This is a genomic window from Cetobacterium sp. ZOR0034, from assembly GCF_000799075.1.
GTDB lineage: Bacteria > Fusobacteriota > Fusobacteriia > Fusobacteriales > Fusobacteriaceae > Cetobacterium_A.
In genome coordinates, this window is record NZ_JTLI01000001.1 from 86,518 (window position 1) to 102,363 (window position 15,846).

Sequence of the window (15,846 nt, forward strand, 5' to 3'; positions counted from 1 at the left end):
CCTTAAATAATATTTTTCTAAGACAAGTATACCATAAGGTTATTCTCTTTTCAATAAAATTTAAGAGAAGAAGTTCTTTAGTTTATCGAAGAAGTTTTTATTATCTTTATGATTTTTATCTTTTAAACTTTCATCAAATTTTCTTAATAAATCTTCTTGCTCAGAATTTAAGTTAACAGGAACTTCAATTTTAATTCTAACTATTTGGTCACCTGTATAAGGGCTTCTAGGATTTTTAATTCCCTCCCCTTTCATTTTAAACAGTTTATCATTTTGAGTTCCAGCAGGAATCTTAATAGTTTTTCTACCGTTTAATGTAGGTATTTCGATTTCTCCACCAAGAGCAGCTTTAGCAAATGTTACGGGAACATCACATATAATGTCTACTCCATTTCTTTCAAAGAATGGATGCTGTTTAACAGAGATGTAAACATATAGATCTCCATTAGGTCCACCCTCTGTACTTGCGTTACCCATTCCAGAAAGTCTTAATTTTTGTCCATCGTCAATTCCAGCAGGAATCTTGATAGTTTTTTCTACGACTTCAGTATCGATACCAGTACCATGACATTTTTTACATTTCTTCTCAGGAACTTCTCCCTTACCATGGCAAGCATCACATTCTTGAGTTGTTTGGAAATTTCCAAAAACAGTTCTTTGAGTAACATGAATAGTTCCTGTACCGTTACACTTAGAACATTTATTCATCTTAGAACCTTTTTCAGCTCCTGTACCATGACAAGTTCCACAAGAACCAGTTCTCTTATATTTTAATGTTTTTTCTACACCTTTAGCAGCTTCTTCTAAAGTTAATTCAAGATTGTATCTTAAATCTTCTCCAGGCTCAGGTCCTCTTTGACGAGATCCACCGAAACCGCCAAATCCACCTCCACCACCGAAGAATGAACCGAAAATATCTCCTAAATCTTCAAATCCGCCACCGAAACCGCCAAATCCACCAGCTCCAGCACCGCCTCCACCATTTTCAAAAGCAGCATGTCCAAATCTATCATATTGAGCTCTCTTATTTTCGTCTGAAAGCACTTGATATGCTTCGTTAATCTCTTTGAATTTATCTTCAGCTTCTTTTTTTTCAGCTTCACTAGCTCCACTAAATTTATCAGGGTGATATTTCATAGCAGCTTTTCTATAAGCTTTTTTTATCTCTACATCAGAAGCACCTTTGGTAGCTCCTAAAACTTCATAAAAGTCTCTTTTAGCCATTTAAAAAAATCCTCCGTTTCTTAAAATAAGGGATAGAGTAGCTCTATCCCTTAAGTAAAGTATATATTAATTAGTAATATTAGTCAACTATCTCAGCATCTGCAACGTCATCTTGAGCGTTATTTCCTGCATTAGCTCCACCTTGTTGGTTAGCTTGAGCATCTTTATAGATTTCTTCAGCTAATTTGTGAGCAGCTGTAGATAATTTTTCGATAGCAGCGTCAATAGCGTCTTTATCTTCTCCATCTTTTACTTTTTTAAGTTCTTCGATAGCTTCTTCAATAGCTTTTTTCTCATCTTCAGTTACTTTTTCAGCGTAATCTTTTACTGATTTTTCAGTTGAAGCGATTAACATATCAGCTTTATTTCTAGTTTCAACTAACTCTTTGAATTTTTTATCCTCAGCTTCGTTAGCTTCAGCATCTTTTTTCATTCTTTCAATCTCATCAGCAGATAAGTTTGTAGAACCAGAGATTGTAACGTTACTGATTTTTCCTGTTCCTAAATCTTTAGCAGAAACATGAACAATTCCGTTAGCATCGATATCGAAAGTAACTTCGATTTGAGGAACTCCTCTAGGTGCAGCTGGGATTCCTTCAAGATTGAATTCTCCTAACTTATGGTTGTCAGCAGCTTTTGCTCTTTCTCCTTGTAAAACGTTGATTGTAACAGCTGGTTGGTTATCAACAGCAGTTGAGAATACTTGTGATTTTTTTACAGGGATAGTAGTATTTCTTTCGATAATCTTAGTAAATACTCCTCCTAAAGTTTCAATTCCTAAAGATAATGGAGTAACATCAAGAAGTAATACATCTTTAACGTCTCCCATTAAAACTCCACCTTGAATAGCTGCTCCTTCAGCAACAACCTCATCAGGGTTGATTCCTTTGTTTGGTTTCTTACCGAAGTATGATTCTACCCACTCTTGAACAGCAGGAATTCTTGTTGATCCTCCAACTAATAATATCTCATCGATATCAGATGGATTTAATCCAGCAGACTTTAAAGCATCCTTTGTAGGAACTTGAGTAGCTTCAACTAAATCTCTAGTTAAGTCGTTGAACTTAGCTCTAGTTAATTTTATATCTAAATGTTTAGGTCCAGTAGCATCCATAGTTATGAATGGTAAAGAGATATGAGCTTCCATTAATGTAGAAAGTTCTTTTTTAGCTTTCTCAGCAGCATCCTTAAGTCTTTGGTAAGCCATTTTATCATTACCTAAATCGATTCCATTTTCTTTTTTGAACTCTTCAACTAAATACTTGATTACAGCATCATCGAAGTTGTCTCCACCAAGATGGTTGTTTCCTGAAGTTGAAATAACTTCAATTACACCGTCTGCGATTTCAAGGATTGAAACGTCGAATGTTCCTCCACCAAGGTCAAATACTAATACTCTTTCTTCTTTTCCAGCTTTTTCTAATCCGTAAGCTAGTGCAGCAGCAGTAGGTTCGTTGATAATTCTTTTTACATCTAAACCAGCGATAACTCCAGCATCTTTTGTAGCTTGTCTTTGAGCATCTGTAAAGTAAGCTGGAACAGTGATAACAGCCTCAGTTACAGTTTCTCCTAAGTAAGCTTCAGCATCTGATTTTAATTTCTTTAAAATCATTGCAGAAATCTCTTGTGGAGTGTAGTTTTTTCCGTGGATATCAACTTTGTAGTCGCTTCCCATATGAGTTTTGATAGATAAGATTGTTGATGTAGGGTTAGTTATTGCTTGTCTTTTTGCAATCTCTCCAACGATAATCTCTCCGTTTTCTTTTATACTTACAACTGATGGAGTTGTTCTAGCTCCTTCAGCGTTAGAGATTACTGTAGTAGATCCCCCTTCCATTATTGATACACACGAGTTAGTAGTTCCTAAGTCAATTCCTATAATTTTTGCCATTTAAAAAACCTCCTAATATATCTGAATTTTTTTAATTTTTTCAATTTATTTTTTACAAACTTTAACCATTGAGGGTCTGATAACTTTACCCTTCATTTTATAACCTTTTTGGAATTCGGCGATTATTTCATCGTTAGCATGATCCGCTGAATCTTCTACAGCTACTGCCATGTGTAGATGAGGATCGAAAGATGCTTTATCAGTTTCGATTGCTTCTACACCTTCACTAGCAACAGTACTTTTCATTTGAGAAAGAGTTAATTCAACTCCTTTAACTAATGAATCGAAATCTTTTGATTCAGAAGAAGCTGCAATAGCTCTTTCTAAGTTATCAACTATATCTAAAACTTTTACAACAATCTTTTCAGAAGCAAAAGCTTTTAAATCTTCAAACTCTTTTTCTTTTCTTTTTGTGAAGTTTTGGAATTCAGCTTGTTTTCTTAAGTAAGAGTTTTTCCAATCTTCAAGTTCTGTTTTTAATGTTTCCATTTCAGTGTTTTGAGAAGTAGATTCAGTTGTGTTTTCAGCTGTTTCTACTGTTTCTTCAATTATTTCATCTTTTATATCTTTATCTGTCATTATAATCTCCTTCGTTACTTATTTCTTTGATAACTTTGTTAACTTCTTTAGTGACATGTTGAATAAGTCCCATTGTTTTTGAGTAAGACATACGTTTAGGGCCCATAACTCCAATAACTCCAGGAGAGTTATCCATATTATAAACTGAATAAACAAAGCTATAATCTTCTAAACCTTTTACAGCGAGTTCTTCACCGAAGATGACATTGACTTCTCCTTCTTTAAATGGTTTTAAACTTATTGCTTCTTCGAAAAGTTCTTTGATTTTTTCACGTTTTGAAAAAATGTCGAGAACATCACTAATTTCATTGACTTGCTTATCTTTGAAAATCTCAGATGAATTTTCTAAGAAAAGTTTTCCTTCTACCTCACTATATACAAAATCTATAATTTTTTCGATTTCATGAGATTCGATAAGATGGTTTTTAATTTCATTATTAATTCTTTGAGAAAGCTTAGCAAGTTCATCTTGACTGCACATTTCGTCAAAAAAGATTTTTTTTGTACGAACACTTTTGTTCTCCATAACAATAACAGCCATAGCCATATAATCATCGATATGTACAAGTTCAACTTTTTTTATCTTTTCTTTTTTATGAGTAGGCTCGATTACTATTCCGACATAGTTAGTTAACTTTGAAAGAAGAGTTGAAGTTTTTTTCAAAACTGAATCAAGTTCTCTCATTTTGATTTCATAAACAGAATTTATTCTAGCTTGTTCTTCTCTTGAAAGTTTTTCAATTTTTAAGAGTTCTTCTAGATAAAATTTATATCCTCTATCAGTGGGAATTCTACCTGAAGAAGTGTGGGTTTTCACGATAAATCCCATGTCCTCTAAATCAGACATCACATTTCTTATTGTTGCAGAGGATAGATCGATATTGTATTTTTTTACGAGTGCTCTAGAACCAATTGTTTCTCCAGAAAGTAAATAGAAATCTATAATGGCACTAAGAACAAGCTTTTCTCTATCACTGACAACCATAGAATCACCCTTTTTAATTTTTTATTAGCACTCGTTGTTGTGGAGTGCTAAACTTGAAATTAATATAATACAAAATAAAATAAAAGTCAATAACTTTTTAAAAAAAAATAAAAAAAGAATTATAAAATAAAAAATTAAGAATAAATAATAGTTTAAAAAAAAAGAGAAATACGGTATAATTTTTTTAGAGAATTAATAGTCAAGGGGTGAGTAAAATGGGAGTTATCGTAGGTAAAAGTATTTTCCCTGGAATAGTTATAGGACAACCCTATATAGAGAGAAAAAAAAAGATAGATATTGAAAATTATAAAATTTCGTCAGATAAAATTGATGAAGAGATTGAAAGATTTTTAGGTGCAGTTCAGAAAGCAAAAAATGATATTAAACAAATTAAAAGTAATTTAGAAGGAAAAATAAGTAAAGAGGATTTGCAAATATTAACAGTTCATATAATGATGTTAGATGATCCACAGTTTATAACAGATATAAAAAAAGGAATAAAAAAAGAGGGAAATAACTCTGAATCTGTAGTGAAAAAAGTTTCTAATAAATATATAGAGATGTTTGAAAAAATAGCAGACCCTATATATAAACAAAGAGCTTTAGACATAAAAGATATCAGTGAGAGAATTATAATGAATTTGACATCAGAAGACAGTGTTGATTCTAATTTAGATGGTAAAATTCTTGTTTTGAGAGAGTTACTTCCGTCAGAACTTTTAAAAATTTATTATAGTGGTATAAAATTAAACGGAATAATAATGGAATATATGGGAGAGACATCTCATACAGCAATATTAACAAAAGCGTTAGAGATTCCAACTTTGATGGGTGGAAATGATATATTTTCAGTTGATTGGGGAGATCAAATTATATTAGATACCACATCTTTAGAAGGAAAAGTAATAACGAACCCTGATATAAAAACACTAAATAGATGTGAAGAGGATAAAAATAGATATAGAAATAAAATTAAAGAAATCGAAGAATCAATAGATAAAGAAAGTATAACTCTTGATGGAGAAAGAGTCTATTTACATTTAAATATAGGAGGACGTTTAGATATAGCTCAAGTTTGTAGAAAAAAACCTGATGGAATAGGTTTGTTAAGAACAGAGTTGATATATATGGATGCAGAGGAGTTTCCTGACGAAGAAAAGCAGCGTAAGATATATGAAAATATAGCTCATGAATTTGAAGAGAGCCAGCCTAATAAACCAATAATTATTAGAACTTTAGATATTGGTGCAGATAAAAAGTTATCATATTATAAAATGGTAGATGAGGAAAATCCATCTTTAGGATGTAGAGGTATGAGATTAACTCTATCTAATAAAGAGTTGTTTAAAAATCAGATAAAAGGAATCTTAAGAGCGGCGGAGCATCATAATATAAAAATGATGTATCCAATGATAACTAATTTGAAAGAGATAAATGAGGCAAAGGATTTAGTTAAAGAGTGTAAAGAAGAACTTTTAAATGAGGGTAAGAGTTTTAAAGATGATATAGAGATTGGAATGATGGTAGAGGTACCATCAAACGTAATGCTTGCAGATATATTTGCAGATTATGTAGATTTCTTTTCGATAGGAACGAATGATTTAACACAGTATATTTTAGCTACAGATAGATATAGTCCGATTGCAGAGAAGCTGTACGATTGCTATGATCCTGCTGTTATAAGAGCTATTGAGATGGTTACGATTGCTGCTTTGAAAAAAAATAAAAAAATATCTGTATGTGGTGAAATGGCTGGAGAAGATCAGGCTGTAATAGCTTTGATGAGTTTAGGAGTAAGAGATTTGAGTATGGCACCAGCATACATTCCTAAAATTAGAAATCTGGTTAGGAAAATTAGAGTTTCTGAATTAGAAGATGTAAAATTTGCGATGTTGAAAGCAAAAGATTCAGAAGAGATAAAAGAAATACTAAATGAATATTTAAATAAAATAGAAGGGAGAAATATAGTATGAAAAAAGTAGAAGTAACAATAAAAAATAAAGCAGGATTACATGCTAGACCGTCTTCTTTATTTGTTCAAACAGCAAGTAAATATGATGCAGATATAAATGTTATCTTTGAAGATGAAGTTATAAATGGAAAAAGTATTATGGGGTTGATGCTTCTTGCAGCAGAGCAAGGAAGAGTTTTAACTTTAGAGTGTGATGGTAGCGATGAGGATGAAATGATCGCGGAACTAATAGACTTAATTGAAGTAAAAAAGTTTAATGAGGAGTAAAATCAGTGGAAATAATAAGAGCTGAAAAAATGGGATTTTGCTTTGGCGTAAAAAAAGCAGTAGAAACTTGTTATGAAATAGCTAAAAGAAAAAATGTAAATAAATATATTTTAGGTATGGTTGTACATAATAAAGATGTAGTTAGAGAGATGGAAAATATTGGTTTTATAACTTTAGATGAAGAAGATATTTTAGAAGATAAAGATCCGTTAAAAAAAGGAGACGTAGTGATAATAAGAGCTCATGGAACAACTTCTAAAATAATGGAGAAATTAAAGAGAAAAGAAGTTGAAATAAAGGACGCTACGTGTATTTTTGTAGATAAAATAAAAGAGATTCTAATAGAAAGAGAACATGAAGGAGACGAGATTATATTTATTGGTGATAAAGACCATCCTGAAGTAAAAGGTATTATTTCGTTTGGAGAAAAGATACATGTTTTAAAAAATATAGATGAATTGAAAGAAAGTTCTTTGGATAGAAGTAAAAGATATACAGTTTTAACTCAAACAACTTTAAACAAAGAAAAGTTTCAAGAGATGAAAGAATATTTAGAAAAATACTATTCAAATGCTCAGATATTTGATAGGATATGTGGAGCGACAAGCGAAAGACAAGAAGCAACTAGAAAGTTATCTAGAACATGTGATATAGTTATTGTAATAGGAGATTTGAAAAGCTCGAACAGTAAAAAACTTCTAGAGGTGGCTTTAGCTGAGAATACAAATAGTTATTTAGTTCAAAATGAAAAGGAATTAGATTTAACTTTATTTTCAGAAAATATGAAAGTAGGGATAACAGCGGGAGCATCAACTCCAGAAGATATCATAAAAAAAATAGAAAATAAAATAAGGGGGAACTTTAATGTCTAACTTTGATTACTATGAAGATTTTGAAGCATTACTAAATGAGTATATGCCAATAAAAGAGGATGAGGAGCTAAAAAGAAAAGTAACTGGAACAATTGTAAATACAGACAGAAACTTCACATATTTAGAGGTAGCCGGAGAACCGAAAGCTGTAAGAGTAAGAACAGAGGAATTAGCAGGATATTCTGTAGGAGACGAAGTTGAAGTTCTAATAGTTTCACAATTAGAAGAGGATGACTCTCTGGTTTTAATTGCATCAAAAAGAAGAATCGATATGGAAATCGGTTCTGAAAAATTAAATGCAGCTTACAATAACGCAGAGATTGTAACAGGAAAAATTTTAAAAAGAGTAAAAGGTGGATATGTTGTTGAGCTATTCTTCCAACAAGGATTCTTACCTAATTCATTATCAGAGATTCCGTTTGACCAAGGAGATTCTTTCTTAGGACAAGAGGTTTCTGTTGTAATAAAGGATGTAAAAGAGGATAAAAAAGGTAAAAAGATTCTTTTATCTAGAAGAGAAATTGTTGCAGCTAAAGAGTTAGAGGCGATAGATAAGTTAGTTTTAGACAGTGTTGTTAAAGCTACAGTTTTAGAGGTTTTAGATTTTGGACTAACAGTAAAGTTAGATGGAGTAAGAGGGTTTATACATATATCAGAAATAGATTGGAAAAAAACAGTGGATTTACAAAAGTTATATAAAACTGGTGATGTAATTGAAGCTAAAATTATAGAAATTGAAAAAGAAAAAAGAAATGTAAGATTATCAATAAAAGCATTAAAGAGAAACCCGTGGGAAATACTAGCGGAAAAAAATGCTGTTGGTTCTGAAGTGTCAGGGAAAGTAACTAGAGTAGTTAACTATGGAGCTTTTGTTGAGTTATTACCAGGTGTAGAAGGGTTAATCCATACCTCTGATTTCTCTTGGGCAAATAAAAAAGTTAATGTTAATGCTTTTGTTAAAGTTGGAGATGAGGTAAAAGTTGTTATAACTGAATTGAATCCAACTGAAAGAAAGTTAAAATTAGGAATAAAGCAATTAAGTGCAAACCCATGGAAAGATGCAACAGAAAAGTATGCAGTAGGATCTACTTTAACAGGAACTGTAGTGGAAGTAAAGCCTTTTGGTATTTTTGTTGAAGTTGAAGAAGGAGTAGATGGATTTATTCATAACTCTGATTTTGCATGGTCAGGAAATAAAAGATATTCTAAAGGAGATAAAGTTGAGTTTAAAGTAACTGAATTAAATTTAGAAGGACAAAAAATAAAAGGAAGCATCAAAGATTTAACAAAAAATCCTTGGGAAACTGCTTTAGAAAATTATAAAGTTGGAGATAGAATAGAAAAAGAGATAAAAAATATTCAGGACTTTGGAATGTTTGTTAAATTAGGAGAGGGAGTAGATGGATTTATTCCAACTCAGTTAGCATCTAGAGATTTCATCAAAAATTTAAAAGATGTATTCAATGTAGGAGATAATGTTTTAGCTGAAATAGTTGAGATTGACTCTGAAAAGAAAAGAATAAAACTTTCTATAAAAAAAGTTCAATTAGAAAAAGAAAAAAATGAGAATAAAGAACTTATAGAAAAGTATGGAACTTCTTCAAGCGAAGAGTAATATAATTAGAGGTCCTCAAAATAAAGAGGACCTCAATAAAATCAATAAAAAATAAAGTTGACTTTTTGTATAATTATGTTATAATTATTAAAGACAATTAATAAGATTTATCAAGAAGAAACTTCCTGTTTCTCACCTTGTGGGGCATGACCTACATAAAGGTATTTAAATTTTTGTTTAGGGCTAGCCTTAATAATTATTTGAGTTTAACAGGAATTTTATATCCTGTTTTTTTTATTTGATAGTTAATAGGAGGTGTCTATTATTTCGGACAAAGTTAGAATCAACGAAAAAATAAGAGGTAGAGAGTTAAGAATTATCTCTGAAACTGGTGAACAATTAGGAATCATGTCGGCTGTAGAAGCTTTAGAATTAGCAATGCAAAAGGAATTAGATCTAGTTGAAATATCTCCAAATGCTGCGCCACCAGTATGTAAAATAATGGATTATGGAAAGTATAAATACGAGCAAACTAGAAAAGCTAAAGAAGCTAAGAAAAACCAAAAGCAAGTTATTGTTAAAGAGGTTAAGTTTAGAGCTAGAATAGATCAGCACGATATGGATACAAAAATAGCTCATGTTACAAAGTTCTTAGAGAAGGACAACAAGGTTAAAATAACTCTTGTTCAGTACGGAAGAGAAAGAATGTACGCTGATCAAGGAATTGAAATGTTAGATCAAATATCTGAAAGATTCGTTGAAATCGCAGATGTTGATAAAAAATATAATGATAAGCAAAAATATTTGATCTTATCACCAAAAAAATAGTGAAGATTTGAGAGGAGGAACATTACAATGCCAAAAATGAAAACTCATAGAGGTGCTAGAAAGAGAATTAAAGTAACTGGAACAGGAAAGTTCGTTGTTAAGAAGCCAGGAAAGAGCCATATCTTAACTAAGAAAACAAGAAAAAGAAAGAACAGATTAAAGAAGGATACAGTAATCACTTCTACATTAGAGAAACACTTAAAAGGATTATTACCATACGGAGTAGGAAGATAATAATTCTTTAGGAATATTATTGTTAAAGAACCAATTTTAGGAGGATAAGTAAATGAGAGTTAAGACTGGAATAGTTAGAAGAAGAAGACATAAAAAAGTTTTAAAAGCTGCTAAAGGATTTAGAGGAGCGTCAGGTGACGTTTTCAAGCAAGCTAAACAAGCAGTAATGAGAGCGGAAGCTTTCTCTACAAGAGATAGAAAAGTTAGAAAGAGAAAGATGAGACAATTATGGATCATCAGAATCAACGCTGCTGCAAGAATCAACGGATTAACTTACTCAACTTTAATGAACGGATTAAAGAGAGCAGGAATCGAGTTAGATAGAAAAGTATTAGCAGATATCGCTTTAAACAATGCAGCTGAGTTCGCTAAATTAGCAGAAACTGCAAAAGCAGCATTATAAGATAGTTAAAAAAGAGCTTAGGCTCTTTTTTTTATTTAAAACTATTTTAAAATCTCTTAAATAAAAAGCAAAAATATGATATAATTTTTCAGGAGAGTAGTTTTAAAAAACCTAAGGGGGATTAAAATGCTAAGAAAAAAAATACTAAAGAGAATAGATATAAGTAAAGAAGAGTTATTAGACCAGGAACAAGAGATTAGATTTGAGCTTTTAACAAAACCTAATGATATTGAAAACTTAGAAAAGTTAGGAACAATTCTTTTTTATAAAAGAGATTGTGATGGAGCTTTAGAAATCTATGAAAAATTAAGAGCTTTAGGAAAAAAAGATAGCGAAACAATTGGGTTTATTGGATATTTAAATTATGAGTTGGGGAACTATACAAGAAGTATAAAATATTTTAATATATTTTTAGATAAAAAGCCTGGGGATGCTTTTGTATACTTCTTATTAGGTAATGCGTATTCTAGAGCAGGAAAAATAATAGAGGCTATAAATAGTTATGATTTTGCAATATTTTTAGATTTAGATATTTATAGTGCACATCTTGATTTTGCTAAAGAGTATGAGTTTTTAGGAAGATATAAAAAGGCTTTAAATGAATATATTGCAGCCTATGAAATTGACCCAAGAGATAAAGAGATTAAAGAAAAGATAGAGTATTTAAAAGATAAAATTAAGGGTAAATAAAAATAGGGGATAGAAAATCTATTCCCTTATTTTATAATATAGTAAAAAATCAAGGAGAAAATAATGATATCAATAGCATTAGTTTTAACAGCGGCTATTTTTTTAGTAATAGCAATATTGTTTGGGATGAATAGAGCAATCTCAGCATTGCCAGCACTATTTTTTATAATGTTACTAATTTCTTTTTTTGGAGTTATGGTAATTCAGTTTTTCCCAGTAATTCTTATGTTTTTAGTGATTAGATACTTTATAAACAAATTTATAAATAAAAAAAATCCAAGAAAAAAAACTTTTTATTATCAATCTTATACTCAAAAAGATTTCGAGGATATGTTTAGAAATCAAGGAAATCAGTATGGTGGAAGTTATCAAGGTGGTTACCAAAACAATCCGTTTGGAACATTTGAAGACAAAAGTAAATACTATGCGATTCTTGGAGTAAAGGAAGGGTCTACACCTGAAGAGATAAAAAAAGCGTATAGAGAGTTAGCAAAAAAACATCATCCAGATAGATATGCAAATGCAGATGCCGAAATTAGAGAGATGCACGAAAGAAAATTTAAAGAGATAAATGAAGCTTATGAAAAACTTCAATAATTATAAATATTTTTTTTTGCAAAAATGTTAAATCTTGTGGTACAATGTAAAAGTTGAATAAAATGGAGGGTATGATGAGTTTAAAGACACTGATTTTAGCAGCAGGAAAAGGAACAAGAATGAAATCTGAGCTGCCAAAAGTTTTACATAAAGTTTGTGGAGTACCGATGGTACAAAAAATCGTTAATACATGCAGTAAAATTGGTTCTATTGAAAATATACTTATATTGGGGCATAAAAAAGAAGAGGTATTGAAAGTACTTCCAAATATGCAGTATGTAGTTCAAGAGGAGCAATTAGGAACAGGCCATGCAGTAATTCAAGCTAAAGATAAGTTGAAAGATTTTGATGGGACAGTAATGATACTTTGTGGAGACACTCCTTTGTTAAGAGAGGAAACTTTAAAAGAGTTATATAACTATCATAAACAAACAGGAGCTACAACAACTATATTAACTTCTATATATGAAAATCCATTTGGATATGGTAGAATTGTTAAAGAAAATGAAACGGTTATAGGAATTGTTGAAGAAAAAGAAGCATCTGAAGAGATTAGAGCTATAAAAGAGGTAAATGCGGGTGTTTACTGTTTTGAATCAAAAGACTTATTATCAGCTTTAGATAGAATTGATAATAAAAATGAAAAAGGAGAATACTACTTAACAGATGTAATTGCAATAAATGTTAGGGATGGAAAAAAAGTAGAGGCCTTTTTATTAGAGGATAATGATGAAATTTTAGGTATAAATTCTAAAATAGAGTTAGAAAAAGCAAACTGTATAATGAAAAATAGAATAAATGAAAAACATATGGAAAATGGAGTAATATTCATTGACAAAAATAGTGTTTACATAGAGGAAAGTGTTGAAATAGGTCAAGATACAATAATTTATCCAGGAGCTTTATTGCAAGGTGATACAGTAATAGGTCAAAATTGTGAGATCTTAGGGAATACAAGAGTGATTGACTGTAACATTGGAAATAATGTAAGAGTTGAAAGTTCAGTGTTAGAAGAAAGTGTTGTAGAGGATAGAGTGACAATAGGTCCTTTTGCACACTTGAGACCTAAATCACATCTGAAAGAGGAAGTTCATATTGGAAACTTCGTAGAAATAAAAAAATCAGTATTAGAAAAGGGTGTTAAAGCAGGACATTTAACATATCTTGGAGATGCTACAGTCGGAGAAAAAACTAATATAGGTGCAGGTACAATAACTTGTAACTATGATGGTAAAAATAAATTCAAAACCACAATTGGAAAAAATGCTTTTATAGGAAGTGATACCATGTTGGTGGCTCCTTTAAATATAGGAGAAAATGCGTTGGTTGGAGCAGGTTCTGTAATAACAAAAGATGTTCCAGAAAATGCGTTAGCGGTATCAAGAAGTAAACAAGTTATAAAATTTGATTGGAGGAAATAGAAAAAATGGAAAGACCTGGGGTAAAAATTTTTGCCGGAACATCAAACGTGGAGTTAGCTAAAAAAATAGCTGAGAAATATGGGACTTCAGTAGGAGATGTTGAGATTGTTAGATTTAAAGATGGAGAGGTTTATGTTTGTGTAGGAGAAACGGTAAGAGGTAGAGATATATTTGTTGTTCAATCTACATCTGAGCCAGTAAACGAGAATATAATGGAGTTATTAATATTTATTGATGCTTTAAAAAGAGCATCAGCTAAATCGATAAACGTTATCATTCCTTACTACGGATACGCTAGACAAGATAGAAAATCAAGACCTAGAGAGCCGATCACGTCTAAATTAGTGGCAAATTTATTAACAACAGCAGGAGCGACAAGAATCGTAACTATGGATTTACATGCTGATCAAATCCAAGGATTCTTCGATATTCCAGTGGATCATATGCAAGCATTACCTTTACTAGCTAAGTCATTTATAGCTAGAGGATTATCAGGAGAAAAAGTGGTAGTAGTATCTCCAGATATCGGTGGAGTAAAAAGAGCTAGAAAATTAGCAGAATGGCTAGATTGTAAAATAGCAATTATTGATAAGAGAAGACCAAAACCAAATATGTCAGAAGTAATGAACTTAATTGGAGAGGTTGAAGGTAAGGTTGCAATATTTATTGATGATATGATTGATACTGCAGGAACAATAACAAATGGAGCTGAAGCTATAATGGCAAGAGGCGCTGTAGAAGCTTATGCTTGTTGTACTCATGGAGTATTTTCTGATCCAGCTATTGAAAGATTACAAGCTTCTTGTTTAAAAGAGGTTATTATAACAGATTCAATAGCACTTCCAGAATCTAAGAAAATAGATAAGATAAAAGTTGTATCTGTAGATGAAATTCTTGCAGAGGCAGTTAGAAGAATCGTTAATAACGAATCTGTATCTGAGTTATTTGAAAAGTAAAAGCATATAGAAAAGCTAGTATTATACTAGCTTTTTTTATTTTTATATGTTAGAATTATTTTATAATAAATAAATATTAAGGAAAAGGATTTATTATGAAAAGAATTGTATATAAAGAAGACAACATTGATTTAAAATTTATAAAAAAAATCTTAGATGAAAATGGAATAATAATATATCCAACAGATACTGTTTATGGTGTTGGAGCAAGTTTGAAATCACTAGAAGGAATTGAAAAAATTTATAAGGCTAAAGAACGAGCCTTTAATTCACCATTGATAGCACTTTTAAGTAAAGTTGAGTATGTAGAAAAAGTAGCAATAGTAGATGAAGAGAAAAAAGAGATTGTCGTAAAGTTGGCAGAAAAATTTTGGCCAGGAGCATTGACAATAATTTTAAATAAAAGAAATAGTGTACCAGATATAATGGTTTCAGGAGGACAAACTGTTGGAGTAAGAATACCAGCTTTAAAATTAGCACAGTATATAATAGAGTCTGTAGGTGGAGTTCTTCCAACAACAAGTGCAAATATATCTGGAGAGTCTACTCCTAGAAGTTATGAAGAGTTAAATGAAATCTTTAAGGAAAGAGTAGATATAATTATAGATGGAGGAAAATCTCCTTTAGGTGTAGAGTCAACAATAATAGATTTAACAAAAGATGTTCCCAAAATACTTCGAGAGGGAGCTATAAAAAAAGAAGCAATAGAGAAACTTATTGGAAAAATATAAAATTTTGGAGGAAACTGATGAAGGCACAAAAATTAAACCCAAATAACATGAATCCTATGCAAATGAATTCAATGTCATCTATGATGGGAATGATGAATTCAATTCAAAAAATTGGAAAAGGAAAGAGAAAATATTCTGTAACTTTAGATAAAGGTACAAAAAAATTCTTATCTAAATTTATAGAAGAAATAAAAAAGCAGTTTGATGTAAATAGTGGAATGCAAAATGTAGGACAATTTTTAGATTATGTAAAATCTATAGCAGATTCTAAAGATAGAATGGAGCTAAAACTTTCATATGAAGAGCAAGAGTTTCTAACAAGAATGGTTGCAGATGCTGTTAGAGGAATGGAGTCAGTTCAATTTAAATGGTATCAATTAATAAAGAAGTCAATGACGAAAGTTATGATAAAACAATATAGAGAGTTATTAATTCAATTAAAAAAATAATTGAAAAACCTAGTAAAATCAAAGGAAGTCAGAAGTAGAGAAATATTCTACTTCTTTTTTTTAAAAAAAATGTTGACTTTTTATATATCATAGGGTATAATTATAAATGTCTAAGGGATGCCGCTTTAGCTCACCTGGTAGAGCAACTGACTTGTAATCAGTAGGTAATTGGTTCGACTCCGATAAGCGGCA

General features: G+C 30.9%; 17 protein-coding genes, 1 tRNA gene and 1 other annotated feature. Of the genes, 14 read left to right on the forward strand and 4 right to left on the reverse strand.

What is annotated here, in order from left to right:
- Positions 1-60: 60 nt before the first annotated feature.
- The 4 genes from dnaJ to hrcA form a co-directional block, all read right to left on the reverse strand.
- Complete coding sequence (gene dnaJ / locus L992_RS00505; RefSeq protein WP_047393892.1) at positions 61-1,224, reverse strand: molecular chaperone DnaJ; 1,164 nt, start codon at positions 1,222-1,224, stop codon at positions 61-63.
- Positions 1,225-1,303: 79 nt separating this feature from the next.
- Positions 1,304-3,115, reverse strand: coding sequence for a molecular chaperone DnaK (gene dnaK, locus L992_RS00510; protein WP_047393894.1), 1,812 nt, complete (start codon positions 3,113-3,115; stop codon positions 1,304-1,306).
- A 45-nt stretch (positions 3,116-3,160) separates the two neighbouring features.
- Positions 3,161-3,694 (reverse strand): nucleotide exchange factor GrpE, encoded by a 534-nt coding sequence (gene grpE, locus L992_RS00515; RefSeq protein ID WP_047381405.1) that lies wholly within the window; start codon positions 3,692-3,694, stop codon positions 3,161-3,163.
- On the reverse strand, positions 3,684-4,679 hold the full coding sequence (gene hrcA, locus L992_RS00520; RefSeq protein ID WP_047381403.1) for a heat-inducible transcriptional repressor HrcA: 996 nt from the start codon (positions 4,677-4,679) through the stop codon (positions 3,684-3,686). Before hrcA ends, grpE begins: the two co-directional genes overlap by 11 nt.
- A 215-nt stretch (positions 4,680-4,894) precedes the next feature.
- Between hrcA and ptsP the strand changes: the two genes are divergently transcribed.
- From ptsP to L992_RS00590, 14 genes are all read left to right on the forward strand, one after another.
- Entirely contained in the window at positions 4,895-6,652 is a 1,758-nt protein-coding gene (gene ptsP, locus L992_RS00525) for a phosphoenolpyruvate--protein phosphotransferase (RefSeq protein WP_047381401.1), read from the forward strand.
- Positions 6,649-6,918: an HPr family phosphocarrier protein gene (locus L992_RS00530; RefSeq protein ID WP_047381399.1), complete on the forward strand. Its 270-nt coding sequence runs from the start codon at positions 6,649-6,651 to the stop codon at positions 6,916-6,918. Before ptsP ends, L992_RS00530 begins: the two co-directional genes overlap by 4 nt.
- A 5-nt stretch (positions 6,919-6,923) precedes the next feature.
- Positions 6,924-7,790, forward strand: a complete 867-nt coding sequence (gene ispH / locus L992_RS13630) for a 4-hydroxy-3-methylbut-2-enyl diphosphate reductase (RefSeq protein ID WP_047381397.1) — start codon at positions 6,924-6,926, stop codon at positions 7,788-7,790.
- The gene (locus L992_RS00540) at positions 7,783-9,405 is read left to right on the forward strand and encodes a S1 RNA-binding domain-containing protein (RefSeq protein ID WP_047393897.1); all 1,623 of its coding nucleotides are present in this window, start codon (positions 7,783-7,785) and stop codon (positions 9,403-9,405) included. Before ispH ends, L992_RS00540 begins: the two co-directional genes overlap by 8 nt.
- Before the next feature lie 106 nt (positions 9,406-9,511).
- Positions 9,512-9,648: a sequence feature (ribosomal protein L20 leader region), on the forward strand.
- Between the two features lie 12 nt (positions 9,649-9,660).
- Entirely contained in the window at positions 9,661-10,173 is a 513-nt protein-coding gene (gene infC / locus L992_RS00545) for a translation initiation factor IF-3 (protein WP_047381392.1), read from the forward strand.
- 27 nt (positions 10,174-10,200) lie between these two features.
- A complete protein-coding gene (rpmI, locus tag L992_RS00550; protein WP_047381390.1) occupies positions 10,201-10,407 on the forward strand; it encodes a 50S ribosomal protein L35 in 207 nt (68 codons plus the stop codon).
- A gap of 52 nt (positions 10,408-10,459) precedes the next feature.
- Positions 10,460-10,810: a 50S ribosomal protein L20 gene (rplT, locus tag L992_RS00555; protein WP_023050246.1), complete on the forward strand. Its 351-nt coding sequence runs from the start codon at positions 10,460-10,462 to the stop codon at positions 10,808-10,810.
- A gap of 126 nt (positions 10,811-10,936) precedes the next feature.
- Positions 10,937-11,500 (forward strand): tetratricopeptide repeat protein, encoded by a 564-nt coding sequence (locus L992_RS00560; RefSeq protein ID WP_047381387.1) that lies wholly within the window; start codon positions 10,937-10,939, stop codon positions 11,498-11,500.
- A gap of 63 nt (positions 11,501-11,563) precedes the next feature.
- Positions 11,564-12,097 carry a J domain-containing protein gene (locus L992_RS13870; protein ID WP_304412940.1) on the forward strand — a complete coding sequence of 178 codons (534 nt, stop codon included), beginning with the start codon at positions 11,564-11,566 and terminating at the stop codon, positions 12,095-12,097.
- A gap of 74 nt (positions 12,098-12,171) precedes the next feature.
- A complete protein-coding gene (glmU, locus tag L992_RS00570; protein WP_047393904.1) occupies positions 12,172-13,518 on the forward strand; it encodes a bifunctional UDP-N-acetylglucosamine diphosphorylase/glucosamine-1-phosphate N-acetyltransferase GlmU in 1,347 nt (448 codons plus the stop codon).
- 5 nt (positions 13,519-13,523) lie between these two features.
- Positions 13,524-14,474, forward strand: a complete 951-nt coding sequence (locus tag L992_RS00575; RefSeq protein ID WP_047381381.1) for a ribose-phosphate pyrophosphokinase — start codon at positions 13,524-13,526, stop codon at positions 14,472-14,474.
- A 95-nt stretch (positions 14,475-14,569) separates the two neighbouring features.
- Positions 14,570-15,205, forward strand: coding sequence for an L-threonylcarbamoyladenylate synthase (locus L992_RS00580; protein WP_047393906.1), 636 nt, complete (start codon positions 14,570-14,572; stop codon positions 15,203-15,205).
- A gap of 17 nt (positions 15,206-15,222) precedes the next feature.
- Positions 15,223-15,654, forward strand: a complete 432-nt coding sequence (locus L992_RS00585; protein WP_047381377.1) for a hypothetical protein — start codon at positions 15,223-15,225, stop codon at positions 15,652-15,654.
- Between the two features lie 119 nt (positions 15,655-15,773).
- A tRNA-Thr gene (locus L992_RS00590) sits at positions 15,774-15,846 on the forward strand.